The 25,499-nt window shown below is 68.5% G+C and carries 25 protein-coding genes; 4 read left to right on the forward strand and 21 right to left on the reverse strand.

Going from position 1 to position 25,499, the window contains the following annotated elements; translation table 11 throughout:
- Positions 1 to 11: 11 nt before the first annotated feature.
- The 10 genes from tatC to ACIA8X_RS22405 all read right to left on the reverse strand — a co-directional run bounded on the left by tatC (position 12) and on the right by ACIA8X_RS22405 (position 8,472).
- Positions 12 to 962 (reverse strand): twin-arginine translocase subunit TatC, encoded by a 951-nt coding sequence (gene tatC / locus ACIA8X_RS22360; protein ID WP_399458946.1) that lies wholly within the window; start codon positions 960 to 962, stop codon positions 12 to 14.
- Between the two features lie 47 nt (positions 963 to 1,009).
- Positions 1,010 to 1,306, reverse strand: a complete 297-nt coding sequence (tatA, locus tag ACIA8X_RS22365; protein WP_393461228.1) for a Sec-independent protein translocase subunit TatA — start codon at positions 1,304 to 1,306, stop codon at positions 1,010 to 1,012.
- 259 nt (positions 1,307 to 1,565) lie between these two features.
- On the reverse strand, positions 1,566 to 1,760 hold the full coding sequence (locus tag ACIA8X_RS22370; protein ID WP_093909055.1) for a hypothetical protein: 195 nt from the start codon (positions 1,758 to 1,760) through the stop codon (positions 1,566 to 1,568).
- Between the two features lie 20 nt (positions 1,761 to 1,780).
- A complete protein-coding gene (locus ACIA8X_RS22375; protein WP_393461226.1) occupies positions 1,781 to 2,074 on the reverse strand; it encodes a hypothetical protein in 294 nt (97 codons plus the stop codon).
- Positions 2,075 to 2,106: 32 nt separating this feature from the next.
- Positions 2,107 to 3,135 (reverse strand): helix-turn-helix transcriptional regulator, encoded by a 1,029-nt coding sequence (locus ACIA8X_RS22380; RefSeq protein WP_393461224.1) that lies wholly within the window; start codon positions 3,133 to 3,135, stop codon positions 2,107 to 2,109.
- 19 nt (positions 3,136 to 3,154) lie between these two features.
- Entirely contained in the window at positions 3,155 to 4,108 is a 954-nt protein-coding gene (locus tag ACIA8X_RS22385) for a helix-turn-helix transcriptional regulator (protein ID WP_393461222.1), read from the reverse strand.
- 168 nt (positions 4,109 to 4,276) lie between these two features.
- Entirely contained in the window at positions 4,277 to 4,648 is a 372-nt protein-coding gene (locus ACIA8X_RS22390; RefSeq protein WP_393461220.1) for an FKBP-type peptidyl-prolyl cis-trans isomerase, read from the reverse strand.
- A gap of 64 nt (positions 4,649 to 4,712) precedes the next feature.
- A complete protein-coding gene (locus tag ACIA8X_RS22395; RefSeq protein WP_393461218.1) occupies positions 4,713 to 5,711 on the reverse strand; it encodes an FKBP-type peptidyl-prolyl cis-trans isomerase in 999 nt (332 codons plus the stop codon).
- Between the two features lie 130 nt (positions 5,712 to 5,841).
- Positions 5,842 to 7,203 carry a Pup--protein ligase gene (gene pafA / locus ACIA8X_RS22400; protein ID WP_217550317.1) on the reverse strand — a complete coding sequence of 454 codons (1,362 nt, stop codon included), beginning with the start codon at positions 7,201 to 7,203 and terminating at the stop codon, positions 5,842 to 5,844.
- A gap of 9 nt (positions 7,204 to 7,212) precedes the next feature.
- Positions 7,213 to 8,472 carry an MFS transporter gene (locus tag ACIA8X_RS22405; protein ID WP_399458947.1) on the reverse strand — a complete coding sequence of 420 codons (1,260 nt, stop codon included), beginning with the start codon at positions 8,470 to 8,472 and terminating at the stop codon, positions 7,213 to 7,215.
- A 98-nt stretch (positions 8,473 to 8,570) separates the two neighbouring features.
- On the opposite strand from ACIA8X_RS22405, the gene ACIA8X_RS22410 reads away from it, so the two are divergent.
- Positions 8,571 to 9,587, forward strand: a complete 1,017-nt coding sequence (locus ACIA8X_RS22410) for a LacI family DNA-binding transcriptional regulator (protein WP_399458948.1) — start codon at positions 8,571 to 8,573, stop codon at positions 9,585 to 9,587.
- Positions 9,588 to 9,697: 110 nt separating this feature from the next.
- Here the strand turns inward: ACIA8X_RS22410 and prcA are convergent, their stop codons facing one another.
- The 6 genes from prcA to arc all read right to left on the reverse strand — a co-directional run bounded on the left by prcA (position 9,698) and on the right by arc (position 15,893).
- Positions 9,698 to 10,468, reverse strand: coding sequence for a proteasome subunit alpha (prcA, locus tag ACIA8X_RS22415; RefSeq protein WP_393461211.1), 771 nt, complete (start codon positions 10,466 to 10,468; stop codon positions 9,698 to 9,700).
- 60 nt (positions 10,469 to 10,528) lie between these two features.
- The gene (prcB, locus tag ACIA8X_RS22420) at positions 10,529 to 11,374 is read right to left on the reverse strand and encodes a proteasome subunit beta (RefSeq protein ID WP_393461209.1); all 846 of its coding nucleotides are present in this window, start codon (positions 11,372 to 11,374) and stop codon (positions 10,529 to 10,531) included.
- Positions 11,326 to 11,838 carry an endonuclease VII domain-containing protein gene (locus ACIA8X_RS22425; protein WP_393461207.1) on the reverse strand — a complete coding sequence of 171 codons (513 nt, stop codon included), beginning with the start codon at positions 11,836 to 11,838 and terminating at the stop codon, positions 11,326 to 11,328. Before ACIA8X_RS22425 ends, prcB begins: the two co-directional genes overlap by 49 nt.
- A 124-nt stretch (positions 11,839 to 11,962) precedes the next feature.
- Positions 11,963 to 12,181 (reverse strand): ubiquitin-like protein Pup, encoded by a 219-nt coding sequence (locus ACIA8X_RS22430; protein ID WP_019757212.1) that lies wholly within the window; start codon positions 12,179 to 12,181, stop codon positions 11,963 to 11,965.
- A gap of 188 nt (positions 12,182 to 12,369) precedes the next feature.
- Positions 12,370 to 13,881, reverse strand: coding sequence for a depupylase/deamidase Dop (gene dop / locus ACIA8X_RS22435; RefSeq protein WP_393461205.1), 1,512 nt, complete (start codon positions 13,879 to 13,881; stop codon positions 12,370 to 12,372).
- A gap of 245 nt (positions 13,882 to 14,126) precedes the next feature.
- Positions 14,127 to 15,893, reverse strand: a complete 1,767-nt coding sequence (gene arc / locus ACIA8X_RS22440) for a proteasome ATPase (RefSeq protein WP_393461203.1) — start codon at positions 15,891 to 15,893, stop codon at positions 14,127 to 14,129.
- Between the two features lie 247 nt (positions 15,894 to 16,140).
- Between arc and ACIA8X_RS22445 the strand changes: the two genes are divergently transcribed.
- Entirely contained in the window at positions 16,141 to 16,446 is a 306-nt protein-coding gene (locus ACIA8X_RS22445; protein ID WP_393461201.1) for a ferredoxin, read from the forward strand.
- 58 nt (positions 16,447 to 16,504) lie between these two features.
- Here ACIA8X_RS22445 and ACIA8X_RS22450 read toward each other — a convergent pair whose 3' ends face one another.
- From ACIA8X_RS22450 to ACIA8X_RS22460, 3 genes are all read right to left on the reverse strand, one after another.
- Positions 16,505 to 17,083: a hypothetical protein gene (locus ACIA8X_RS22450; protein WP_393461199.1), complete on the reverse strand. Its 579-nt coding sequence runs from the start codon at positions 17,081 to 17,083 to the stop codon at positions 16,505 to 16,507.
- A 257-nt stretch (positions 17,084 to 17,340) separates the two neighbouring features.
- Positions 17,341 to 18,243 carry a tRNA (adenine-N1)-methyltransferase gene (locus ACIA8X_RS22455; RefSeq protein ID WP_093909072.1) on the reverse strand — a complete coding sequence of 301 codons (903 nt, stop codon included), beginning with the start codon at positions 18,241 to 18,243 and terminating at the stop codon, positions 17,341 to 17,343.
- Between the two features lie 59 nt (positions 18,244 to 18,302).
- Positions 18,303 to 19,934, reverse strand: coding sequence for a site-2 protease family protein (locus tag ACIA8X_RS22460; RefSeq protein WP_393457663.1), 1,632 nt, complete (start codon positions 19,932 to 19,934; stop codon positions 18,303 to 18,305).
- A 174-nt stretch (positions 19,935 to 20,108) separates the two neighbouring features.
- Between ACIA8X_RS22460 and ACIA8X_RS22465 the strand changes: the two genes are divergently transcribed.
- Together ACIA8X_RS22465 and ACIA8X_RS22470 are read left to right on the forward strand one after the other, a co-directional pair.
- Positions 20,109 to 21,122, forward strand: coding sequence for a RecB family exonuclease (locus ACIA8X_RS22465; RefSeq protein WP_393457666.1), 1,014 nt, complete (start codon positions 20,109 to 20,111; stop codon positions 21,120 to 21,122).
- A 14-nt stretch (positions 21,123 to 21,136) separates the two neighbouring features.
- Positions 21,137 to 21,808: a response regulator transcription factor gene (locus ACIA8X_RS22470; protein WP_093909075.1), complete on the forward strand. Its 672-nt coding sequence runs from the start codon at positions 21,137 to 21,139 to the stop codon at positions 21,806 to 21,808.
- A gap of 83 nt (positions 21,809 to 21,891) precedes the next feature.
- Here ACIA8X_RS22470 and ACIA8X_RS22475 read toward each other — a convergent pair whose 3' ends face one another.
- Together ACIA8X_RS22475 and ACIA8X_RS22480 are read right to left on the reverse strand one after the other, a co-directional pair.
- On the reverse strand, positions 21,892 to 23,472 hold the full coding sequence (locus tag ACIA8X_RS22475; protein ID WP_393457669.1) for an ABC transporter substrate-binding protein: 1,581 nt from the start codon (positions 23,470 to 23,472) through the stop codon (positions 21,892 to 21,894).
- 98 nt (positions 23,473 to 23,570) lie between these two features.
- Positions 23,571 to 25,172: an ABC transporter substrate-binding protein gene (locus ACIA8X_RS22480; RefSeq protein ID WP_393457672.1), complete on the reverse strand. Its 1,602-nt coding sequence runs from the start codon at positions 25,170 to 25,172 to the stop codon at positions 23,571 to 23,573.
- Positions 25,173 to 25,499 lie beyond the last annotated feature (327 nt).

Below are 25,499 nucleotides of genomic sequence, written 5' to 3' on the forward strand. Positions count from 1 at the left end.
AACCGCCGCGATCAGGTCACGTCGTCGTATCCGTTGACCCGGTCGCCGCTGGCCTGCTCGGGCAGCGCCCGGCTCGCGGAGACGGTCTCGACCCCGCCGATGTCGTCGGGGGTCAGGTCCAGGTCGGAGGCCTCGTCGTCGGCGGGGCCCATGGCCTCGCGGCGGCTCCTGCGGCGGTCGTTGACCAGGGAGACGGCGACCGCGCCGAAGTACAGGACCCAGATCGGTCCGGCGAGGGCCATCATCGTCAGCGGGTCGGTGCTCGGCGTCGCGATCGCCGCGAACACCGTGATGCCCATGATCATGCCGCGCCACCAGCCGAGCATGCGCTTGCCGGTGATGGCGCCCGTGAAGTTGAGCATCACCAGCAGCAGGGGCAGCTCGAAGGAGAGGCCGAAGACGATCACCATGCGCGTGACGAGATCGAGCAGATCGTCGAGCGGCAGCAGGTTGTCGACGCCGAACGGAGTGAACTCGATCAGGACGTCGGCGGTCTTGGGCAGCACCTTGTAGGCGAAGTAGGCGCCGGCGAGGAAGAGCGGGAAGCCCGTGGCGACGAACGCGTAGGCGTACTTCCGCTCGTGCTTGTGCAGGCCGGGGGCGACGAAGGCCCACAGCTGGTACAACCAGACCGGTGCGGCCAGAACGACACCGGCCATCAGGGACACCTTCAGGGCCAGCGTGAACGGAGCGAGCAGACCGTTGATCGTGATCTGCGCGCACGGGTTCTGATCGCGCGCCGTCTTGGCCAGTTCCTCGAACGACTTCGGGCAGCCGACCGACTCCAGGACCGGCTTGGTGAAGAAGTTGATGATGTCCTGATAGAAGAAGGCGGCGACGACGGTGATGACGACGATCGCGAGCAGCGCTTTCGCGAGCCGGTTGCGGAGCTCACGAAGGTGCTCCGCGAGGGGCATCCGCCCCTCGGGATCCTTCTCCTCATTGCGGGCAGACTTCAGCAACCCACGTTCCCATCTCGTGCGGCGGGCCGGCGGTCACCGGCCCTGCGTCAGCGCTTGGTGGTGTCCGTCGGCTCGTTGACCGGGCGCGAGCTGGTCACGTCGCCGGGGGCGGACTGGATGATGCGCTGAGCCGGGGGCTGCTGGTCGTCGCCGGTGGTGTTGTTCGGCGGGTCGGCCGGGGCGGCGGACTTGCCGTCGTCCTTCATCGCCTTCGCCTCGCTCTTCAGGATGCGCGCGGACTTGCCCAGCGAGCGCGCCATGTCCGGAAGCTTCTTCGCGCCGAACAGCAGGATGATGACGACGAGGATGAGAATGATCTCGGGGGCTCCGAGCCTTCCGAACATAAGTCTTTACCTTCTCACCGAGGCGGCTGGGATGGGTGCTGTCCGACCGGTCGGACAAGTGTCCGAACAGCCGTGATGCCAGCGATCGTAACGCTCGGGGGTAAACGTGAGGCAATCCCCGTGCGTACTCCCTGTCTGCGGACCGGGCCTCGTTCTCCGTGCCGCGACCTGCAGCGTACCTGCCCGGGCCGTCAGGGTGACAGGGCGAAGTGGCCCAAAACGCATGCGGCGCAGGACTCACACCCAATACTTGAGGCGCCTACAGCGAGTCCACAGCCCTGGCCGCGCTCACCGTCGCCCGCTCCAGATCCTCGGCCGCTCTGCTGATGCGCCCCGCCGACTCCGTGACCTGCCTGCCAAGGCGCTGCGCCTCCAGAAAGACCCGCACGGCGAGCACACCGAGCACGACGAGACCCAGAAAACCCACGGCTACCGCGAACATCGGCCAGAACATGCCGCCGAGCCTAGACGGTCCTAGAGCGTGGAGTGCAGCCGCAGGGTGCTGACCCCGCCGCCGGTGAGCAGCTCGACGATCCGCTCGCCGGCCGGCTTGCGAACGGAGACACCGCACTCGGGGCAGGTGAAGGAGTAGAAGGTCGTACGGCTGGTCGCGCCGATGGCGAGGCGCAGCGCGCTCGCGGCGAGTTCGAAGCTGCCCCGGCAGTCCGGGCAGCCCGCCCGGAACACCACCGGAGCCACGCTTCTCATCCCGGCGAAAGCGGACGCCACCGTCATCCCCGGCACTGCAGACGTCGCCGACTCACTCAAAGCCCCTGCTCCTGCCTGTCGAACTGCCTGTCCTACTGTCCGTCGCGAACCGGGTGCGCCCCTTGAGCGCCCTGCGCCTCGACCCCGTCGTAAGCCGCCAGCGCCTCGCGGGCCGCCTGCCGGGCGCTGTCCGCCAGTTCGGGCGGCGACACGATGTGGCCGTCGCGGCCGAGCCGAAGCGCCAGGCGTCGCAGCGACGCCGGGTCGGGGGTGCGCAGAGTGATACGCAGCCCGCCGTCCGCCAGCTCATCCGCGCTGTCGTGCGGGTAGTACTCGGCGACCCAGCGCCCACCCGGCCCGACCTCGACGACGACCTCCGGGTCCTCCGCGGCGGGCTGCACGAGCCCCTCCGACAGATCCCGCGGCTCGATCTCGGGCGGCGCCGACGGCTCGTCCAGGATCTTGATCTCGGCGACCCGGTCGAGCCGGAAGGTGCGGCGCGCCTCGGAGCGCCGGCACCAGGCCTCGACATAGGTGTGGCCCACGCTGACCAGACGGATCGGGTCGATCTCGCGCTCGGTCAGCTCGTCGCGGGCCGGCGAGTAGTAGCGGATCCACAGCCGGCGCCGCTCGGAGATCGCACGGTCGACGTCGGCGAAGACCCCGCCCTCGGACTCGAACGTCACCGAAAGCCGGGAGCTGGCGCCGGCCGCCTCCCCTGCCGCGGTCTCCACCTTGGCGGTCGCCCGCAGCAGCGCCTGCCGGTCGCCCTCGCGCAGCCCCGGCAGTGTGGCCACAGCACGGGCGGCCACCAGCAGCGCGGTCGCCTCGTCGGCGGCGAGCCGCAGCGGCTCGGCCGCGTCCGCCCCGAGGGCGGCGGGGTTGTGCCACCAGATGCGCTCGCCGTCGGTGTCGATGTCGAGCAGATCGCCACCGCGGAAGCTGGTGCCGCACATGGGCAGCACATCGAGGTCGGAGACCAGCTCGTCCTCGGAGATGCCGAAGGCGCGCGCGACATCCTCCAGGCGCGCACCGGGCCGCTCCCTCAGATACGTCACCAGGGAGAGCATCCGCCGGGTCTGGTCGATGGCACTCGCGGGCCTGACCGGTTTACCTGCCACTGTCTCGCTCCGCTCCCCCTCAGCCCTTGGCCACGGCACGCAGCCGGTCCACCACGTCGGCCCGCAGCTCCGCCGGCTCCAGGACCACCACATCCGGCCCGAACTCCACCAGCCAGGCATCCAGCCCGTGACCGTACGGAATCTCCAACTCGTCCCAGCCGTCCCCGAGTTCCCTGACCGAGGTGGCCTTCGCCCGAAGGGGGTATCCCGCGTCCGTGCGCAGCCGGATCAGCGCGGAGCGGTCGGCGGTCTCCCCCGCCCAGCTCGCGACCGTCTCCCGCACGGTGACGACATCGGGGACCTCGGCGGTGAAACGCCCGCTGCGGCTGCGTACCTTGCCGGTGATCCGGGACAGCCGGAAGACGCGCTCGGCACCCCGGTCCCGGTCCCAGCCCGCCAGGTACCAGTGGCCGCGCCAGCACTCCAGCGCCCACGGCTCCACATGCCGGGGTTCGGGCCGGGCGGCGGTGGCCTTGCGGTAGTCGAAGGCGACCGGACGGCGGTCCCGGCAGGCCAGCATCAGCGGCTCGAACGCGGCCTCGTGCACCGGGATACGGGGCTCCAGCGCGCCGTGCGCCTCGTACGGATCGACGTCCTCGGGCAGCCCTGCCGCGCGCAGCTTCTGCAGTGCTCCGCTGGCCGCGCCCGCGAGCCGGGCCTGCTGCCACACCTTGGCGGCAAGCCCCAGGGCGGCCGCCTCCTCGGCGTCGAGGGTGATGGGCGGCAGCCGGTTGCTGTCACGGCGGGCGAGATAGCCGACCTCGCCGTCGAGGTTCTCCACCGTCTCGATGACCAGGCCGAGCTCGCGCAGATCGTCCTTGTCGCGCTCGAACATCCGGTTGAAGGAGTCGTCGCTGCCCGCTTCGAGATAGGCCTCGATGGACTCACGCAGCTCGCGCTTGCTCAGTGGCCGCCGCGTCCCGAGCAGACACAGCGCCAGGTTCATGAGCCGCTCGGCCTTGGCAATGGCCATCGATGCCCTTCGCCTTCCCTATGGTGCTTACGACGGATGACCGTACCGCCCCGAAGTGGCGCGGCAAAAGCCGAGGGCCCATGCCCGGACAGGCATGGGCCCCAGGTAGTCGGGTCCGGTCGTCCGCCGATCAGACGCGAGATCGGATACGACGGCCGGATACGACGATCAGACGCCGATCAGGTCCACCACGAAGATCAGCGTCTCACCGGGCTTGATCGCCGGGGTCGGGCTCTGGTTGCCGTAGGCGAGGTGCGCCGGGATGGTCAGCTGACGGCGGCCGCCGACCTTCATGCCCTGCACGCCCTGGTCCCAGCCCTTGATGACGCGGCCGCCACCCAGCGGGAAGCGGAACGGCGTGCCGCGGTTCCAGCTGGCGTCGAACTCCTCGCCCGTGCTGAAGGCGACACCCACGTAGTGGACGGTGACGGTCTGGCCCGCCTGCGCAACCGCGCCGTCGCCCTCCCAGATGTCCTTGATCTCGAGGTCCGCCGGGGGCTCGCCACCCGGGAAGTCGATCTCGGGCTTGTCGATGCTCACGTCTTACGCTCCATGCTTGTTGTGGAAAGGCAACGGCCCCAGTCTTTCATCACCTCGGGCGGCGTCACATCTTCGCCAGGATGTCCACGGTGAAGACGAGAGTGGCGCCCTTCTCGATGCCACTGTCCGGCTGGGGGTCGTCGCCGTAGCCCAGGTCCGGCGGGATCACGGTCAGCACCCGGCTGCCGACCTTCTTGCCGGCCAGCCCCTGCGTCCAGCCCTTGACGACCTGCTGGAGCGAGAACGACGCCAGCTGCTTCTTGGCGTACGTCGAGTCGAACTCCTTGCCGTTGGACCACTGCACGCCCTTGTACTGCACGAGCACCGTGCTCTCGGCGGTGAGCTCGTCGCCGTCGCCCTCGATGATGTAGTTCGCCACCAGCTTCTTCGGCGGGTCCGTCTTGGGGATCTCCAGGGAGGGCGCCTTGCCGTCGGTGTTGGTGCCGACCTTGGGCAGGTCCACGTTGTCCTGCGCGACCACCTTGCCCTTGGCGGAGCTCTTGGCGTTGAAGGTGTCCTCGATGTCGACCACGAACACCAGCGTGTCGGTGCCCTTGATCCCGGCCTGTGCGTTGCCCTCCGTGCCGTATCCCCAGGTCGGAGGGACCGCCATCTCCACGCGGCTGCCGACCTTCTTGCCGGCCAGACCGAACCGCCAGCCTTCGAAGATCTGGCCCTGGACGAGCGGGACGAGCGCCGCCGTCTTGGCATCGTAGGAGTTGGCGAAGACCTTCGCGGTGTCCCAGATCTGGCCGAGGTAGTGGGCCTGGATGTAGTCGTTCTCGGCCACCACCTTGCCGCCGCCCGCGATGACCGTCTTCACCGCGAGGTCCTTCGACGGATCGCCGCTGCCCTTGCCGACCGTCGGCTTCTCCCCGAACTTCGTGCCCGCGGTGATCGCCGGCAGCGGACCGTCCACGATCTTCGGCGCCGGAGCGGCCGACCCCGAGGCCGAGGGAGACGGGCTGTCGGTCGCCTTGCTCGAATCGTCCTTGTCGTCGCCGCATGCGGCGAGCGTGACCATTCCTGCGGGTACGGCGATGAGAATTGAACGTCGGCGCACGGTGGGGGCCTCGTAATCGGTTGATCTTGTGGATGGCGTGCGCGCAACTCTACGGCGTGAGAAGGGCGCCGTACGGGAAACGTACGGCGCCCGTGTTGCGTTCCGGACGACCGGCCCGGAATGCGACGGCTCACATACCGGCGATCAGTTTCTCCACCCGGTCGTCCACCGAACGGAACGGGTCCTTGCACAACACCGTGCGCTGAGCCTGGTCGTTGAGCTTGAGGTGGACCCAGTCGACGGTGAAGTCCCGGCGCTGTTCCTGGGCCCTGCGGATGAAGTCGCCGCGCAGTCGGGCCCTAGTGGTCTGCGGCGGAACGGACTTGCCTTCGAAGATCTTCAAGTCGTTGCAGATACGCGCTGCTTGACCCCTCTTCTCCAGCAGGTAGTACAGGCCGCGGCGGCGGTGGATGTCGTGATAGGCGAGGTCTATCTGCGCGACCCGCGGATGCGACATGGTCATGTTGTGCTTGGCCCGGTACCGCTCGATGAGCTTGTACTTCATGACCCAGTCGATCTCGGTGCCGATCCGGTCGAGGTCCTCGGCCTCGATCGCGTCCAGCGTGCGGCCCCACAGCTCCAGGACCTGCTCGACCGTGCCCGTACGGATGCCGCGGCGCTCGCAGAAGTCCACGGCCTTCTCGTAGTACTCGCGCTGCACCTCGAGCGCCGAGGCCTCCCGGCCGCTGGCCAGGCGCACCTTGCGGCGGCCCGTGATGTCGTGGCTGACCTCGCGGATCGCCCGGATCGGGTTCTCCAGGGTCAGGTCCCGCATCACCGTGCCCGCCTCGATCATGCGCAGCACCAGGTCGGTCGCGCCGACCTTGAGCAGCATGGTCGTCTCGGACATGTTCGAGTCGCCCACGATGACGTGCAGACGCCGGTAGCGCTCGGCGTCCGCGTGCGGCTCGTCGCGGGTGTTGATGATCGGCCGGGAACGGGTCGTCGCCGAGGAGACGCCCTCCCAGATGTGCTCCGCGCGCTGGCTGACGCAGTACACGGCCCCGCGCGGGGTCTGGAGCACCTTGCCCGCGCCGCACAGCAGCTGACGCGTGACGAGGAACGGGATGAGGATGTCCGCGAGCCGGGAGAACTCCCCGTGACGCGCGACGAGATAGTTCTCGTGGCAGCCGTAGGAGTTGCCCGCCGAGTCGGTGTTGTTCTTGAAGAGGTAGACGTCGCCCGCGATTCCTTCCTCATGCAGGCGTCGTTCGGCGTCCACCAGGAGTCCTTCGAGAATGCGCTCGCCTGCTTTGTCGTGGGTGACCAGTTCGGTCACGTTGTCACATTCGGGTGTCGCGTATTCCGGATGTGAACCCACGTCGAGATAGAGGCGGGCGCCGTTTCGCAGAAAGACATTGCTGCTGCGGCCCCATGACACGACACGGCGGAAGAGGTACCGCGCCACCTCGTCAGGCGACAGGCGGCGCTGTCCCCTGAACGTGCACGTGACGCCGTACTCGTTCTCCAGCCCGAAAATGCGGCGGTCCATGACTGAACATTACGCCCGATCCCCTGTGCTGAAACGGGGTTCGACAGCACGGTTTGGATCATTTTCCGATGAAGCCGCAACCACCGCACCCCTGGCGGGAGCTGCGAGGACCCGCCCTGTGCCCAGCAGGACCAGCAACGAAACCGCTCCCGCGGCACCCGGTACGACGAACCCCCACACGGCCCCACCGGCCTCCACGACCGGCCCCGCCAGACCCGTTCCGACCGACGCCCCCACGGTGAACGTCGTCACCAGCCAGGAGAACGCCTCGGTGACCGTCCCACGCGGCGCGTGCAGGTCGACCAGGACGAACGCGCAGGCGATGCACGGCGCGAGGAACACGCCCGCGAGCACGGCCAGCAGGGTCATGGCGACCACTCCCGGCATCAGCATCAGCGGCAGGTAACACACCGCCAGAAGCCCCACCAGCACCCGCAGTCGCCGCGCCGGATCCCCGCCCCACTGCCGCGCCCCGTAGGCCAGGCCACCGATCAGCGCACCCAGCCCCAGGCCGGCCATCAGCCAGCCGTACACCGCGTCACCGCCATGGTCGTCCGCGTAGGACACGGCCGCCACCGCGATCGACCCCATCGCCATCCCGACGAACAGGAAGGCGGATAGCAGCGCCACCAGCCCGGCCGAGCGCAGCGCCCCCAGCCAGTGCGCCTCACGCGGTGCCGAACGCCACGCGCGCGAGGGCGCCGACACGACCACCGAGAGCGCGCCCAGCACCCCGACGACGTTCAGGACGAGCAGCGCCACCTGCGCCGACCACAGCGACGTACACAACGTCAGCAACAACGGTCCGATGGTGAACATGACTTCCTGGGCCACCGCGTCCATGGCATACGCCGTGTGCACCTGGCCCTCCTTGTGCAGCACCGACGACCACAGCGCCCGCAGGCCGCCCTCCAGCGGCGGCGTGAACAGCCCGGAGGCCGCTACGGCCGCATAGGCGAGCGGCAGCGTGCCGATGCCCACGAAGGCGAACGCGCCCATCGCGAGCGCCGAGGCGACCGCGGCGGGCAGCTGCACCCGCGGCTGGCCGTACAGGTCCACCAGCCGCCCCAGCGACGGCTGCCCGACGGCGTTGGCGACGCCGTACACGGCCGCCAGCCCCCCGGCCAGGCTGTAGGAACCACCCTCCGCACGCACGAACAGCATGATGGCGAGCGCCGCGACGGCGTTCGGCAACCGGCCCACAAGCGTGCCGACGAGCAGCCGCGCGGCATGCCTCGCCCTGAGGATCTCCACGTATGCGCCGGTCATCGGCCGCGCCGCCCTCCGCTCAAGTTTTACGTATAACGTCCTTCGTCATACGTACCATGTGCGCTGTTCAGTAGTCCAGACGAAGGAGCAGGTGCACGGTGGCACACGGCAGCACCCGCCCCACCAGCCGGGACGTCGCCCAGGCAGCGGGCGTGTCCCAGGCCGCGGTCTCCCTCGTCCTGGGCGACAAATGGCGCGGCCGCGTCTCCGAGGCCACGGCGGAACGCGTACGCCAGGCAGCCCGCGAACTCGGCTACCGACCCAACCTCGCGGCCCGCAACCTCCGCCTCGGCCACACCCGAACCGTACTGCTGGTGGTCCCCGCCCTCACCACCGAATTCTTCGCGGGCGTCTACACCGGCGCCGCCCGCGTCGCAGCCCAGCACGGCTTCGGCGTCGTCCTGTACCCCTCCCCCGAAGGCATCGGCCCCGCCCGCGACCCCTTCGCCTCCGCCCAGGCCGCCCTCGACGGCGTCATCGCCTCCTCCATGGCCGCCGACGCCCTCACCGCCATCCGCGGCGACCAACTGCCCCTGGTCATGCTCGACAGCGACCCGGAGGGCAGCCTCGGCGCAGCGACCGTCAACCTCGACATCGCGGACGGTGTCCGCCAGGTCGCCGCACACCTGCTGGGCCTCGGCCACCGCCGCATCCTGCACCTCGCGGCCGACATCGCGTCCTGGACCTTCGACGTACGCGCGCGTGAGCTGGCCGCACACGTCGGCAAGGTGCCCGGCACCTCGCTGCGCACGGTCCACGCCCCCATCTCCATCGACGGCGCCCTCGCCGCCACCGCCACCGCACTCACCGCCGAGGGACCCCGCCCCACGGCCATCGTCTGCGACGACGACAAACTCGCCGCCGGCGCCTACAAGGCCGTACGCCGGCTCGGCCTGCGCATCCCCGACGACATCTCCGTCACCGGCCTGGACGACCTCGCCCTCGCCACCGCCCTCGACCCCGAACTGACCACCGTCCGACTCGACGCCGAGCTCTTCGGTGAACGGGGCATGCAGGCCCTCCTGGCCGTCCTGGAAGGCCGCGAGCCCGATGGGGGCGATATCCGGGTCGAACTCGTCGTACGAGGCTCCACAGCGCCGCCCAGCGCACACTGAGCCCCATAGCCCCGGGCCCCGCACAGCCCTGGTCCCCGCCAGGAAAGCCCTGTGCCCCGGCCGAGCGGGCGGCCAGGGCACAGAACGGGCGAGTGAAAGGGTTACGCGGACTACTCCTCGGAACTGCCGGAATCCTCGGAATCCTCCGCGCCGTCGGCACTCTCGGCCTCCGTGGCCGCGCCGCCGACCTCCAACAGCCGGTCGAGCTGACGACCGACGATGCGCTTGAACTTGCGCGACTGCGGACGCGTACGGTCCAGCACCGCGACCTCCAGCCGCTCGGCCGGGATCTCCCGCTGCGTGCCGTTCGACTCGCGGGACAGCGCCTGCACCGCCAGCTTGAGGGCCTCCGCGAGGGTCATGCCGTCCTGATGACGCTGGTCCAGATAGTTGCTGATCAGCTCGGCATTACCACCGACAGCGACCGAGCCGTGCTCGTCCACGATCGACCCGTCGTGCGGCAACCGATAGATCTGGTCACCCTCGGGCGTCGCACCCACCTCGGCGACGACCAACTCCACCTCGTACGGCTTCTCGGCCGCGGAGGAGAAGATCGTGCCCAGCGTCTGGGCATAGACGTTGGCAAGACCACGGGCCGTCACGTCATCACGGTCATAGGTGTAACCGCGAAGATCGGCATAGCGCACACCGCCGATCCGCAGATTCTCGTACTCGTTGTACTTACCGGCCGCCGCGAAGCCGATCCGGTCATAGATCTCGCTGAACTTGTGCAGCGCGCGGGACGGGTTCTCGCCGACGAACACGATGCCGTCGGCATACTGCAGCACGACCAGGCTGCGACCACGCGCGATGCCCTTGCGGGCGTACTCCGCCCGGTCGGCCATGGCCTGCTGAGGTGAGACATAGAACGGCGTCGACACCGGTTATCCGTCCCTTTCTGTCGAAGTCACAGGATCACCTTGATAAGACCGAGCCGCCGCCTACAGCAGTGCGGCACGCGGGCCGTCGGGCTGCTCCAGACGCCGCTCCAGGATGGAACGGGCGATCTCGGAGGACTCGTCATCGCTGAGCCGGCGGAAGCCGTCCTCGGTGATCACGGTGACGATCGGGTAGATCCGGCGGGCGACATCGGGACCACCGGTCGCCGAGTCGTCGTCAGCCGCGTCGTACAGGGCCTGCACCACGAGTGTCGTGGCCTCGGCCTCGCTCAGGTCGGCACGGAAGAGCTTCTTCATGGCGCCACGCGCGAAGATCGACCCCGAGCCGGTGGCGGCGTAGCCCTGCTCCTCGGAACGACCACCGGTCACGTCGTACGAGAAGATCCGCCCCTTCTCCCGGTCGACGTCGTACCCCGCGAAGAGCGGCACCACGGCCAGCCCCTGCATCGCCATGCCCAGGTTCGACCGAATCATCGTCGACAGCCGGTTCGCCTTGCCCTCGAGCGACAGCTGAGCACCCTCGACCTTCTCGAAGTGCTCCAGCTCCAACTGGAAGAGCTTGACCATCTCGACGGCCAGACCGGCCGTACCCGCGATACCGACAGCCGAGTACTCGTCGGCGGGGAACACCTTCTCGATGTCGCGCTGCGCGATCACATTCCCCATGGTCGCTCGCCGGTCACCGGCGAGCACGACACCCCCGGGGAACGACGCGGCCACGATCGTGGTGCCGTGCGGCGCCTCGATCACGCCCTGCGTGGGCGGGAGTTGACGCTTGCCGGGCAGCATCTCCGGCTGATGATCGGAGAGAAAGTCCATGAACGAGGACGACCCAGGCGTCAGGAAGGCAGCTGGTAGACGCCCGGTGCTACGAGTGTTGGCTTCCACGCGATTCCTTCCACGTAAGCAGCAGCCCGCCTTATCACGTCGGGCCGATCCTTGAACTGCCCCAGTGCAGCGTTGCAGCTGAAGCACAGTACGCCACGGACCCTACCCGTCTCGTGGCAGTGATCCACATGCTCCGCCGGGGCGGCAAGGCATATACAGCAGATGCCTTGCTGTTCTGCAACCAGCGCGTCTAACTCCGCGGTTGTGAGGCCGTACTTGCGCTTGAAGTAGCTGACCCGGTTCCGCTCCGCCCGGCAGGCACGGCAGTAGCTCGACCAGCCGTCCGACGTGGACCTGTTGCGCTCCCATTCAGAGTGCGACTTCACCTGTTCACACTGCGGACAGCGCTTGTGCCCTGGCGGGACCGAAACCTTCTCCCGGACCTTCTTCCCCTTGGCCTCCTGACGCTGCCGGTAGTACTCAGCGGCGCACTCCCGGCAGTACGCCTGGAGGCCATCGGGCATCGACTTGTTGCTTGCAAACGCCGCACGCGGCAAGTGCTGCTTGCACCGCGAACAGCGTCTCGATGACTCTTCGTTCACCCCGAGCTTCTCCCAGCCTTCACCTTTGAATCGAAGGCGAAATGGCCTACTGGCCACCTTTCTGAACGAAGGACCTCACGAAATCCTCGGCATTCTCCTCGAGTACGTCATCGATTTCGTCGAGAACCGAGTCAACGTCGTCGCTCAGCTTCTCTTGCCGCTCCTTGAGGTCCTCAGAAGCCTGGGTCTCGGCCGCCTGCTCCTCGACCTCCTCAGTAGAGCGCGTGGCCTTCTGCTGTCCGCCGCCGGTGTCCTTGGTTGCCATATCCCTCACCCCGCTCAGTTCGCCCGACATGGTCGACAGGTCGGCTTTCCTGCCGATCGGTGATGATCAGACCCTACAAGCCGGGTCCGACATCGGCCCCGCAGTTTCTCCAACGTACGGGGGCCACCTCGATGATTCCCGGCGGCCGGGGTTTCCACCCTGTCCCGCCGAGATCGCCCGAGTCTCCCTCAGCTGCCCGACAGGACCCTGACCAGGTCTTCTGCGGTACGGCAGCGATCCAGGAGCTCCTTGACGTGATTTCGCGTTCCGCGAAGCGGTTCGAGGGTTGGAACGCGCTGGAGAGAGTCCCGACCGGGCAGGTCGAAGATCACGGAGTCCCAGGAGGCCGCGGCGACGTCGTCGGCGTACTGCTCCAGGCAGCGTCCGCGGAAGTACGCGCGCGTGTCCTCCGGTGGCTTCGCCTTCGCCCGTTCGACGGTTTCCTCGTCCATGAGGCGCTTCATGCGGCCACGGGCCACGAGACGGTTGTAGAGGCCCTTCTCGGGGCGTACGTCGGCGTACTGGAGGTCGACGAGGTGGAGCCTGGCGGCGTCCCAGTCGAGGTTGTCGCGGCGGCGGTAGCCCTCCATGAGCTCCCGCTTGGCGACCCAGTCCAGTTCGCCGGCGAGGCTCATGGGGTCGCGTTCGAGGCGGTTCAGGGTGTCCTCCCAACGGGAGAGGACGTCCTTGGTCTGTTCGTCCGCGTCCGCGCCGAAGCGCTCCTCCACGTACTTGCGCGACAGCTCGTAGTACTCCATCTGGAGCTGGACGGCGGTGAGTGTGCGCCCGCTGCGGAGGGTGACGAGGCGCTTGAGGGAGGGGTCGTGGGAGACCTGGTGGAGGGTGCGTACGGGCTGGTCGACGGCCAGATCGACCGCGATGAAGCCGTCCTCGATCATCGACAGGACCAGGGCCGTGGTGCCCAGCTTGAGGTAGGTCGAGATCTCGGAGAGGTTCGCGTCGCCGATGATCACGTGCAGCCGGCGGTACTTCTCCGCGTCCGCGTGCGGCTCGTCGCGGGTGTTGATGATCGGGCGCTTCAGCGTCGTCTCCAGGCCGACCTCGACCTCGAAGTAGTCCGCGCGCTGGCTGAGCTGGAAGCCGTGTTCGTGGCCGTCCTGGCCGATGCCGACGCGGCCTGCTCCGGCGAAGACCTGGCGGGAGACGAAGAAGGGCGTGAGGTGGCGCACGATGTCGGAGAAGGGGGTTTCCCGCTTCATCAGGTAGTTCTCGTGCGTGCCGTAGGAGGCACCCTTGTTGTCGGTGTTGTTCTTGTAGAGGTGGATGGGCTGGGCGCCGGGCAGCTGTGCGGCTCGTTCGGCGGCCTCGGCCATGATGCGTTCGCCGGCCTTGTCCCAGAGGACGGCGTCCATCGGGTTGGTGACCTCGGGGGCGCTGTATTCGGGGTGGGCGTGGTCGACGTAGAGTCGCGCGCCGTTGGTGAGGATGACGTTGGCGAGGCCGATGTCCTCGTCGGTGAGCTGGCTGGAGTCGGCGGCCTCGCGGGCGAGGTCGAAGCCTCGCGCGTCCCGCAGCGGGTTCTCCTCCTCGAAGTCCCAGCGGGCCCGTCGGGCCCGGTGCATCGCCGCCGCGTAAGCGTTGACGATCTGGGATGAGGTGAGCATGGCATTGGCGTTGGGGTGGCCGGGGACGGAGATCCCGTACTCCGTCTCGATGCCCATTACTCGCCGTACGGTCATGCGGCCCTCCTTGCCCGGCGGCACCCTCGGTCGTGGGCGCCGCACAGATACCGCTGGCGCTCGGTTGCGTGTGCGGTGCCCGTCCCCGCACTGCGCGACTTGGCGGTACGGAAGAGCCTAGAACGCCTCTGCGCTGGTGGGGAGATCATTTGCGTCATTGCCTTGCACGCCTTGTGTTCCGGTGGTGGCCGGAAAAACAGTGGGCTGCGGGTACCCGGTGAGGGCACCCGCAGCCGCCCTGTCTTTTACAGGTACTGACCGGTGTTGGCCACCGTGTCGATGGAGCGTCCGGTGTCGGCGCCCTGCTTTCCGGTGATGAGGGTGCGGATGTAGACGATCCGTTCGCCCTTCTTTCCGGAGATGCGGGCCCAGTCGTCCGGGTTGGTGGTGTTGGGCAGGTCCTCGTTCTCCTTGAACTCGTCCACGCAGGCCTGGAGGAGGTGGGAGACGCGGAGGCCCTTGGCGTTGTGGTCGAGGAAGTCCTTGATCGCCATCTTCTTGGCGCGGCCGACGATGTTCTCGATCATGGCGCCGGAGTTGAAGTCCTTGAAGTAGAGGACTTCCTTGTCACCGTTGGCGTAGGTGACCTCCAGGAAGCGGTTCTCCTCGGATTCGGCGTACATGTGCTCGACGGCCGTCTGGATCATGCTCTCGACGGTGGTCGTCTTGCTGCCGCCGTGCTCGCCGACGTCGTCGGCGTGCAGCGGGAGGCGCTCTGTGAGGTACTTGCCGAAGATGTCCTTCGCGGCCTCGGCGTCGGGACGCTCGATCTTGATCTTCACGTCCAGGCGGCCGGGGCGCAGGATGGCCGGGTCGATCATGTCCTCGCGGTTGGAGGCACCGATCACGACCACGTTCTGCAGGCCCTCGACACCGTCGATCTCGGCGAGCAGCTGGGGGACGATGGTGTTCTCCACGTCCGAGCTGACGCCGGAGCCACGGGTGCGGAACAGGGACTCCATCTCGTCGAAGAAGACGATGACGGGCGTGCCCTCGCTCGCCTTCTCGCGTGCCCGCTGGAAGACGAGGCGGATCTGCCGCTCGGTCTCACCGACGTACTTGTTCAGGAGCTCGGGGCCCTTGATGTTGAGGAAGAAGCTCTTGCCCTGGGCCTGCCCGGTGACCTCGGCGACCTTTTTGGCCAGCGAGTTGGCGACGGCCTTGGCGATGAGCGTCTTTCCGCATCCGGGGGGCCCGTAGAGCAGGACGCCCTTGGGCGGACGCAGTTCGTGCTCCTTGAACAGGTCCGGGTAGAGGTACGGCAGCTCGACCGCGTCGCGGATGGCCTCGATCTGGCCGCCGAGGCCGCCGATCTGCTCGTAGCCGATGTCGGGGACCTCTTCGAGGACGAGTTCCTCGACCTCGCTCTTGGGAACGATCTCGTAGACATAGCCGGAACGGGGTTCGAGCAGCAGGGCGTCGCCGGGGCGGATGTTCACGCCCAGCAGGGGCTCGGCGAGTCGTACCACCCGTTCTTCGTCGGTGTGCCCGAGCACCAGGGCGCGCTCGCCGTCCTCAAGGATCTCCTTGAGGGTGACGATGTCCCCGACGCGCTCGAATTCCATGGCTTCGACCACGTTGAGTGCTTCGTTGAGCATCAGTTCCTGGCCGCGCCGGAGGTCGTCGAGTTCGACGCTCGGGCTGACGTTCACGCGGAGTTTGCGGCCTCCGGTGAAGATGTCGGCGGTGCCGTCCTCGTTCGCCGTGAGGAAGACTCCGAAGCCGGCCGGCGGCTGTGCGAGCCGGTCGACTTCTTCCTTGAGGGCCACGATCTGGTCTCGGGCCTCACGGAGCGTGTTCGCGAGTCGCTCGTTCTGGGCGGACACGCCGGCCAGGTTTGTCTGCAGCTCGACGATCCGCTCTTCGAGAATCCTCGTGTGTCGCGGAGAGTCGGCGAGCTTGCGTCGCAGGACGGCGATCTCCTGCTCAAGGTAGGCAATCTGCCCGGCCGGGTCGTCGGACCCCCGTCCCGGGCGGATGCCGCGGTTCATGTCGTCGTCGTGGGCTGCCACGGTCCTCACCTCCTCCAAGGGGAGCTGGACGCTTCCAGACCCTACCTGGGTGGGTGTCGATTGAAACCCCTAGATCACAAAGACGGTCGGGGTGTGTCCGATCTTCACCCTTGCGCTCTCCCTCACGCCAGGGGAATACCCACCGGACATGATTGGAACCCAGGCGAAGGTAGGGTCAAAGCGTTCAACACCCGTCAGAGCTGGCCGGATTCCCGTACGGCTCGGGGCAAGGAAGACGGCAGGAGAGATGAGCGTGGAGCAGGCGGCCGGGGTCGAGGATGAGGCGCTGGAGGTCTGGATCGACCAGGATCTCTGTACTGGTGACGGTATCTGCGCCCAGTACGCGCCCGAGGTGTTCGAGCTGGACATCGACGGTCTGGCCTATGTGAAGAGCGCCGAGGACGAGCTTTTGCAGGCCAAGGGGGCCACAACGCCCGTGCCGTTGCCGCTTCTCACGGATGTGGTGGATTCGGCGAAGGAGTGCCCGGGCGAGTGCATCCATGTGCGTCGGGTTTCGGACAAGGTCGAGGTGCACGGTCCGGACGCCGAGTAACCTTGCCTGTACGGGCTGTTACGACTGTCTGATTTCTCACACGCGTTGATGGCGTGGTTCAGACGCTGTGGGCGCCGGCGGGTGTCGAGCGGACGAACGCGCCGTTCTTCCACTGCCACTTCGCGCTGTTCTTCACGTCGGGGCAGCAGCGCGGTACGTCCTCGGTCGAGTAGCCGAGCAGGTCGCCGATGATGGCTCCGTCAATGACGGCGATGTCACTGACGGTGATGCTGTCCTTGGGGTTGACGAGGGTCGCGACGACGCGCGGCGCGGCCTTTTCGGCGGACGCGGTGAGGACGTAGACGCCGTCGGGCGGGGTTCCCATGGGTGAGTCGCAGTGCACGACGGCCACGGTCTCGGGGCTGCCGTCGCCGTCCAGGTCCCCGGTGGCCTTCTTCACCACAACCGCCTTCACCGGCCCGCATTGGAGCGGGAAGTCGACGCCGGCGGGGTTGGGGGGCGCGATGGCCGCAGGGGCCTTCCTCGCTTCCGGGCCGGCTGTCTGGGCCGCTGTCGCCGAGTTGGGCTGCAGGACCGAGGAGAAGGCCACGACCCCGGCGACCGCTGTGGCGGTGGCGAGCCAGTGGATCGGGCGGGTGTGGGTGTGTGCCAGTTCCGGGACGGCGGATTGCTGCACTAGGAGCGTCTCCTGTGAGGGCTGTGCCGGTGGGGTGCCCAGCATCGTGCCACACGTCACAGTGCTGTGGAACGGCGGGGGTGTGGAGTTCCGGTGCCGGATGTCGGGCGCACGGGAGTGCGGCGGGATGTCGTATGACTGTCGGAGTGGTCGTCCGGTGGTCTCGCGTCAACAGAAAGGCGCTGTGGTCGAGTTCCCGGAGTCGTTCCGGGAACTCGACCACAGCGCTTGTGCGTTGAATGCGGCACGGGGCCGCCTCAGCGGCCGGAGCCTCCGTCGGCGTTCGGGCCTTCGTAGTCCTCGCCGTAGGCGCCCTTGGCGGGGCGGCGGCGGCGCATGGGCGGCTCGACTCCGTCGGCGAGGCGGCGGGCGGTGAGGAGGAAGCCGGTGTGGCCGATCATGCGGTGGTCGGGGCGGACGGCCAGGCCCTCGATGTGCCAGTTGCGGATCATCGTCTCCCAGGCGGTCGGCTCGTTGAAGCAGCCGATCTCGCGGATGGACTCGACGGTCCGGGCGAGCTGGGTGGTGGTCGCGACGTAGCAGCAGACGATGCCGCCGGGGACGAGCGCCTTGGAGACGGCCTCCAGGCACTCCCAGGGGGCGAGCATGTCGAGGATGACGCGGTCGACGTCGGTGTCGCTCAGGTTGTCCTGGAGGTCGCCGACGGTGAGCTGCCAGGCGGGGTGGGGGCCGCCGAAGTAGCGCTCCACGTTCTGCCGGGCGATGTCGGCGAAGTCCTCGCGGCGCTCGTAGGAGTGCAGCATGCCCTGGTCGCCGATGGCGCGCAGCAGGAAGCTGCTGAGCGAGCCGGAGCCGACGCCGGCCTCGACGACGCGTGCGCCGGGGAAGATGTCGGCGAAGGCGAGGATCTGCCCCGCGTCCTTGGGGTAGACGACGGCTGCCCCGCGGGGCATGGACAGGACGTAGTCGGGGAGCAGGGGGCGCAGCGCGAGGTAGGCGACGTTCCCGGTGGTGCGGACAACGCTGCCCTCGGGAGCACCGATCAGTTCGTCGTGCGGGAAGGAACCCTTGTGGGTGTGGAAGTTCTTCCCGGCCTCGAGCGTGAACGTGTAGTGGCGGCCCTTGGGGTCGGTCAGCTGTACCTGGTCCCCGACCTTGAAGGGCCCGCGCCTGCGGGCGGCACCGGTCGGTTCGGACATGTGAACAGCCTACCGGCGTTTCGGGGGGTCGCCGACCACGCGCGCGTGCCGCGGGCTGCTCAGCTGGGGCGGGCCATGGCCTTCACGAAGGCACGCTCCACGTCCGCCGCGGACAGGACGCCGTAGATCTCGCCGGTCTCCTCGACGACCAGGTATTCGGTCGCCGGGGTCGCGCGGAGGGTTTCGAGGAGCTCCTCCCCCGCGAGCTCGGCCGAGACGCGCATGCCGTCCGTCAGGTCCTGGGCGAGGCCGCTGACGGCGACCCAGGGGCGGCGGTGTTCCGGTACGCCGACGATGGCGGCCTCACGGACGAGGGAGAGGGGGTTGCCGTCGGCGTCGACGACGACCAGGGCGCGGGCGCCTGCGGCGTTGGCGCGGCGCAGGGCCTCGGAGAGGGGGGTGTCGGTCTCGACCGGGACGGCGCGGCGGGTGAGCGCGCGGGCGCGCAGTTCGGGGAGGTGTTCGCGCAGGCGGGCCATGCGCAGGCTGTTGCCGGCGCCGGTCCAGATGATCGCGGCGAGGATGGCGGCGAGCAGGGCGTCCATGACGGTGTCCATGCCGACGTTGTCGACGGCGTCGGAGCCGAGGGCGCCGGACTGGGTGAGCAGCGGGAGCCCGATGAGGACGCAGACGGCGAGGGCGCGGCCGACCCAGGCGGCGGCGATGGTGCCGTGCATCGGCTTGCCGGTGATCTTCCAGACGACCGCGCGGAGCATGCGGCCGCCGTCGAGGGGCAGGCCGGGGAGCAGGTTGAAGGCGGCCACGATGAGGTTGGAGACCATCAGGCCGGCCAGGAGGACGCCGGGTACGGTGCCGGGTTCGACGATCTGCAGGGCGGCGTAGAAGACGCCGGCGAGCACGAGGGAGAGGAGCGGGCCGACGAAGGCGAGGACGAACTCCCGTCCCGGTGTCTCGGCTTCCTTCTCGATCTCGGAGACGCCGCCGAAGAACTGCAGTTGGATGCGGCGGACGGGCAGCTTGAAGCGGAGGGCCGCGACGGTGTGGGCCAGTTCGTGGACGAGGACGGAGGCGTAGAAGGCGACCGCGAAGAAGAGGGAGACCAGATAGCGGGCGGCTCCGAGCTCGGGCAGTACGCGGTCGAGTTGTCCGCCGAACACCCAGGTGATGAGGGCGGCGACGAGGAACCAGCTGGGGGCGACGTAGACGGGAACCCCGAAGGGGCGTCCCATGAGCAGCCCGCCCCGCGGTTCCGGCGCCCGGGGCGGTTGTCCCTTGACGCCGGCGTGGGCGAGGGGGCGGTGGGTGTCCTGCGAGGGGCTCTTCGTCCAGGGGTCGGTGTGGCGCTGGGCGGCGCTGTCCTGGCCGGTCTCGTTGCCGTCGGTGTCACGGCCCCGCAGGTCCGCCGGCTCGGCCTCCTGGCCGTCGGCGTCGGCCCCGTGCGCGTGCTCCCCCTGCGCTTCGTCGCCCTTCGCTGCCTGTCCCTTCGTCGCGGGTCCCTCTCCCCCGTGCTCCTCCGGCGCGTCCTCGGCGTTGTCGTCGTGGGAACGGTCCAACCGTCGTACCACCATGGTCGGTTCGTCGGCCGGCGGTGTCGGGGGCTTGGCGGTGCCCGTGGCGGGTCGGGGGGTGCCGGGGCGTGTGGGGCCCGTGGCCGGGGTCGCAGGTGGTGCGTGGCGCTCGGTCGACTCCTCGTCGCCGGACCGCGGCTGCCCGCTGCCGCTCTCGTCCACGGTGTCCCCTCGTTCGAAGCGTCTTCCGCGCCTGGCGGCGGAAGGGTCTCAGGTCGATGGTATGCGGCCGTGGTGGCGCGTTTCTCCCCGGCACCCCCTCTGTTTTCCCGGCTGTCGCAGCCGTGACGGGCGCGGCTGGGTCACTGTCAGTGGTGGGCCGTAAGGTCTGTGGTCATGGAGACGAGCACGGAGGGTGCCGCGGCGGGCTGCGGCAGTGACGTCGCGCCGGTGACGGGTCCGGTGACGGACGGGAACCCGGCGGGGGCGGACAGTACGGTGGCGGCGGTCGAGGCGGGCGCGGCTGCGGTCACGGCCGTGGACGGCGCTGCCCGCGCGGCCATACGGCCTGCGTCGTTGTCGCCCTCGCGTGCCAGTGACTTCATGCAGTGCCCGCTGCTGTACCGGTTCCGGGTGATCGACCGGCTGCCCGAGAAGCCGAGCGCGGCGGCGACCAAGGGCACGCTGGTGCACGCGGTGCTGGAGCGGCTCTTCGACGCCCCGGCCGCCGAGCGGACGGCTCCGCGTGCCAGGTCCCTCGTTCCCGGTCAGTGGGAGCGGCTGCGGGAGAGCAGGCCGGAGGTCGTGGAGCTGTTCGCGGACGATCCCGAGGGCGAGCGGCTGGCTTCGTGGCTCGGGGAGGCGGAGCAGCTCGTCGAGCGGTGGTTCGGTCTTGAGGATCCGACGCGGCTGGAGCCCGCCGAGCGTGAGCTGTTCGTCGAGGCCGAGCTGGACTCGGGGCTGCGGCTGCGCGGCATCATCGACCGCGTCGACGTGGCGGCCACGGGCGAGGTGCGGATCGTCGACTACAAGACGGGCAAGGCGCCCCGGCCCGAGTACGCCGAGGGCGCGCTGTTCCAGATGAAGTTCTACGCCCTGGTGGTCTGGCGGCTGAAGGGGATCGTCCCCCGGCGGCTCCAGCTCGTCTATCTCGGCAGTGGTGACGTGCTGACGTACGACCCCGTCCTCGCGGACCTGGAGCGGGTCGAGCGCAAGCTGCTCGCGCTGTGGGAGGCGATCCGGCTGGCGACGGATACGGGCGAGTGGCGTCCTCGGCCGACCAAGCTGTGCGGCTGGTGCGACCACCAGGCACATTGCCCGGAATTCGGCGGCACTCCCCCGCCCTATCCGCTGCCGGTGAGGGCGGCCGAGTCCGGTGGCGTCCCGCAGGGCAGAATGGGGCCGGACTAGCGAAGGAGACTTACGTGGCCATCCGCGTCCTACTGGTCGACGACCAGCCCCTGCTGCGCACCGGCTTCCGGATGATCCTGGAAGCCGAGCAGGACCTCGCGGTCGTCGGCGAGGCCGGTGACGGTCTTCAGGCTCTCGACCAGGTGCGGGCCCTGCAGCCCGATGTGGTCCTGATGGACATCCGTATGCCCCGGATGGACGGGGTGGAGGCTACTCGGCAGATCACCGGGCCCGGGCGGGACGGCCCGGCGAAGGTGCTGGTGCTGACCACTTTCGATCTCGACGAGTATGTGGTGGAGGCGCTGAAGGCGGGGGCCAGCGGCTTCCTGCTGAAGGACGCCCCGGCCAACGAGCTGGTGCAGGCGATCCGTGTGGTGGCCGCCGGTGAGGCGATGCTCGCGCCGAGCATCACGCGCCGGCTGCTCGACAAGTACGCCACGCATCTGCCCTCGGGCGACGAGCCGGTTCCGGACACCCTGCACACGCTCACGGAGCGCGAGGTGGAGGTGCTGAAGCTGGTGGCGCGGGGCCTGTCGAACGCGGAGATCGCCGCCGATCTGTTCGTCAGCGAGACCACCGTGAAGACGCATGTCGGCCATGTGCTCACCAAGCTGGGTCTGCGGGACCGGGTGCAGGCCGCGGTGTACGCCTACGAGAGCGGGCTGGTGCGGCCGGGCGCGCAGTAGGAGCCTGCTGACGGCGAACAGAACAGGGCGCCCCTTCCGAGAAGGGGCGCCCTGCGCGTTTGTGGGGCGTGTACGACCGTCCGTCAGCCCTTGTTGAGCTCCCAGAAGCGGAACACGGTGGAGGCGTCGAGGCAGTACTCCAGGCCGTAGACGTTCTCGTGGGTGACGGCGTACTGCTTGGCCTGCCAGACCGGGAGGACGGGCAGGTCCTTGGCCACGATGTCCTGGAGCTGGCCGAACTCGTCGTCCGTCGCGGAGCGGTCGCTCTCGGCTGCGGTGCGCGGGATGAGCTTGCCGGTGATCGAGCTGTTGTCGTAGTTGTTGCTCAGCACGTTGCCCTTGCCGAAGAAGGGGGCGGTGAAGTTGTCGGCGTCCGGGTAGTCCGGGATCCAGCCCTTCACGTAGACGCCGTACTTGCCGTCGGCGATGTCCTTCTCGTACTGGTCGAACGCGACGGACTGCACGTCGGCGTCGAAGAGGCCGCTGTCGTTGAGCTGCTGGGCGATCGCCTTCAACTCGTCGTCGGTGGCGGGGCCGTAGCGCGACGGGGTGGACCACAGGGTCAGTTTGACCTTGCCGGTGAGGCCCTCGTCCTGCAGCGCGGCGGCGGCCTTGGCCTTGGAGGGGCGGGCGCCGTAGGTGTCGAAGTAGGCCGTGTTGTGGCCGCCGATACCGGCCGGGATGATCGAGTACAGCGGGGTCGCAGTGCCCTGGTAGACGTCCTTGATGAGGGCGTCGCGGTCGATGAGGTAGGCGATGGCCTTGCGGACGCCGAGTTGTCCGGCGACCGGGTCGTCCATGTTGAAGACCAGGTGCTGGACCTCGGCGCTGCTGCCCTCGACGACCTCGACACCGGACTTGTCGCCCGACTTCTCGACGTCGGCGATGTCGCCCGCGGTGAGGCCGCGGTAGGCGATGTCGACCTGGTTGTCGAGCAGTGCCTTCTTCAGGCCGTCCTGGTCGTCGTGGAAGAACTTCAGCGTCACGCCGTCGTTCTGCACGTCGGCCGTGCCCTTGTAGTTCTCGTTGACGGAGAAGACGGCCTCGTCGTCGTCGAACTTGTCCAGCTTGTACGGGCCGGAGCCGACGGCCTTGCCGTCCTTGCGCAGGCCCTCGGCGTCGTACTGGTCCTCGTCGACGATGGAGCCGGCGCCGGAGGCTATCTTGCTGGGGAAGGTGGCGTCGGGGGTGTTGAGCCGGAAGACGACCGTCTTGTCGTCCGGCGTCTGGACCTTTTCGAGCGTCGGGAACATGACGGCGGGGCCGTCGGGATCGTTGATCTTCAGCAGGCGGTCGAAGGAGAACTTGACGTCCGCCGAGGTGAGTTCGTCACCGTTGCTGAACGTCAGGCCGTCCTTGAGGGTGCACTTGTAGACCGTGGCCCTGGTGTCGGAGAAGGCGCACTGTTCGGCGGCTTCGGGCTGCGGTTCGGTGGCGCCCTTGGGGAAGCTGAGCAGCGACTGGAAGACGTTGTTGAACAACAGCCATGAGCCGGGGTCGTAGCCGGAAGCCGGGTCGGTGGCCAGGACGTCGTCCGCCATCCCCATGACCACCGAGGTGCCGGTCCCCCCGGTGTCCCCCGTCTCCGTTCCGCAGCCGGTCAGCAGGCCGGAGGCCAGCCCTGCCACGACGGGCAGGACTGGCCACTGGTTGCGCATGTTCACGTACGAGTGCCTTGTCGTCGGTTGTGAGAAGCCCGGGCCGCATCCTGGTTCCCGGGCCGACCCGGCGCCCTGGTCCAGGCGCCGGGCACGGAGAGACGTCAGCCGCTCACGCCACGGCCGAGCTCCCACAGCTGAAGGGTGGAGGAGGAGTTGAGCGCATACGCCGTACCCGTGACGTCGTCGCCCGCGGCGACGTACTGCTTGCCCTGCCACAGCGGGATCACGGGCACGTCGCCCGCGACGATGTCCTGGATCTCCGTCACGCTGGCGACTGCGGCCAGCCGGTCGGCCGCGCGGCGGGACTCCGGGATGAGGGTGTTGCGAATCGTGCTGTTGGCGTACGGCGAGCCGAGGAAGTTGTCCTTGTCGAGGAACGGCGCGAGGTAGTTGTCGGCGTCCGGGAAGTCCGGGAACCAGCCCATGCCGTAGACCTCGTACTCGCCCTTCTGCTCGGCGGGGCGGAACGTCGCCCAGGGGGTGCCCTCGATCTTGACGTCGAACAGGCCGCTGTCGTTGAGCTGCTTCTGCAGCAGCTCGAACTCCTTCTTCGTGGCCGGACCGTAGTGGTCGGTGGTGTAGTGCAGCGTCAGCTTCACCGGGGTGGTGATGCCGGCCTTCTCCAGCAGGGACTTGGCCTTGCCGGCGCTCGGGTCGCCGTACTTGTTGAAGAACGAGTTGGAGTGGCCCGTGATGCTGGCCGGGACCAGCGAGTACAGCGGTTCGGCCTGGGAGCCGTAGACCTTGGAGACGAGTTCGCCGCGGTCGATGACCTGCGCCATCGCCTGGCGGACGGCCTTGGTGCGGACGGACGAGTCGTTGGTGTTGAAGGCCAGGTAGCGGATCTCCAGGCCGGCCATGTCGACGAGGTCGACGGTGTCGTCGGAGTCGGCCGACAGCTTCTGGATCTGTTCCGGCGACATGGTGCGGGTCATCAGGTCGATGTCGCCCTTGGTGAGGGCGGTGCCCATGTCGTCGGCGTCCGCGAAGTTGCGCAGTTCCACCTTGTCGTTGTTCACCGTCAGACTCCCCTTGTAGTCGGGGTTCTTGGTGAACACGGCGGAGACCAGCTCGTCGCTCTTGACCTCGGCCTGGAGGGTGTACGGGCCGGAGCCGTCGACCTCGAAGCCGTCGCGCAGCTTGTCCTTGGCGTAGGTGTCCGGGTCGACGATTCCGGCGACCGGGGTGGACAGCTTGAAGGGGAAGGTGGCGTCGGCGGTCCTGAGGTGGAAGATGACCTCGCGGTCGCCCTGCGTCTCGACGGTGTCGATGGTGGACAGCAGCGCGAAGACGCCGCTGTCGGCCTTGAGGGAGCGGGCGCGGTCGATGGAGTACTTCACGTCCTCGGCGGTGACGGCGTCGCCGTTCGCGAACTTCAGACCCTCGCGCAGGGTGCAGGCGTAGCGTTCGTTGCCACTGTCGGTGAAGCCGCAGCTCTCGGCGGCCTCGGGGACCGGGTCGCCCTCGCCGCGCGGCTGGATCATCAGGGTCTGCACGGTCTGGCGCAGGATGTTCCAGGTGCCGACGTCGTAGGCGAAGGCCGGGTCGAGCGGTGCGGGAGCGTCCTTCGAGGCAGTGAACGTGTCCGTGGTGCCGACAACGATCGCGTCGCCGCTGCCGCCGCTGTCGGTTCCGCCACAGGCGGCGAGAACCGGCGCGAGCAGGCCGATGACGGCCGGCAGCACCAAAGTCTTGCGGTTCATGCTCGGGTTTCTCCAGCTGTCGACTCCGTGTACCCGGCATGCAGGGGTGTCGCAGCGGATCACGGGGTAAGTGCGATGTTCTCGCGTCGAGATTAGTCCGCGCCCGCAGGACGGTTCACCGCCACCGGAGTTAAGGATCCGTCACAGAGCGGAACGGGGTGCGAACACAACGGAGAACTGACAGGGGAAGGATTCGTGCACCGTCCCATCAATCGGGACACAAGGGAGCGCTCAAAGCCCTCCGTTGAGGGCGGGCGGCACGACGCGGGACACCCGTAGACCCCTGGCAAAGTGTTGAACGTCACAAACTGAACGGTCTTGGCGTGT

It is taken from the genome of Streptomyces sp. NPDC051738, assembly GCF_044453205.1.
Taxonomy (GTDB): Bacteria; Actinomycetota; Actinomycetes; order Streptomycetales; family Streptomycetaceae; genus Streptomyces.

Excerpts from the sequence above, each read along its gene's own strand:
- tatA (WP_393461228.1), bottom strand. The coding sequence starts at position 1,306 with ATGTTCGGAAGGCTCGGAGCCCCCGAGATCATTCTCATCCTCGTCGTC.
- ACIA8X_RS22370 (WP_093909055.1), bottom strand. The coding sequence starts at position 1,760 with ATGTTCTGGCCGATGTTCGCGGTAGCCGTGGGTTTTCTGGGTCTCGTC.
- ACIA8X_RS22385 (WP_393461222.1), bottom strand. The coding sequence starts at position 4,108 with ATGGCCATTGCCAAGGCCGAGCGGCTCATGAACCTGGCGCTGTGTCTG.
- pafA (WP_217550317.1), bottom strand. The coding sequence starts at position 7,203 with ATGGACCGCCGCATTTTCGGGCTGGAGAACGAGTACGGCGTCACGTGC.
- ACIA8X_RS22405 (WP_399458947.1), bottom strand. The coding sequence starts at position 8,472 with ATGACCGGCGCATACGTGGAGATCCTCAGGGCGAGGCATGCCGCGCGG.
- ACIA8X_RS22425 (WP_393461207.1), bottom strand. The coding sequence starts at position 11,838 with ATGCCCGATGGCCTCCAGGCGTACTGCCGGGAGTGCGCCGCTGAGTAC.
- ACIA8X_RS22430 (WP_019757212.1), bottom strand. The coding sequence starts at position 12,181 with ATGGCAACCAAGGACACCGGCGGCGGACAGCAGAAGGCCACGCGCTCT.
- dop (WP_393461205.1), bottom strand. The coding sequence starts at position 13,881 with ATGACCGTACGGCGAGTAATGGGCATCGAGACGGAGTACGGGATCTCC.
- ACIA8X_RS22445 (WP_393461201.1), top strand. The coding sequence starts at position 16,141 with ATGAGCGTGGAGCAGGCGGCCGGGGTCGAGGATGAGGCGCTGGAGGTC.
- ACIA8X_RS22455 (WP_093909072.1), bottom strand. The coding sequence starts at position 18,243 with ATGTCCGAACCGACCGGTGCCGCCCGCAGGCGCGGGCCCTTCAAGGTC.
- ACIA8X_RS22465 (WP_393457666.1), top strand. The coding sequence starts at position 20,109 with ATGGAGACGAGCACGGAGGGTGCCGCGGCGGGCTGCGGCAGTGACGTC.
- ACIA8X_RS22480 (WP_393457672.1), bottom strand. The coding sequence starts at position 25,172 with ATGAACCGCAAGACTTTGGTGCTGCCGGCCGTCATCGGCCTGCTCGCG.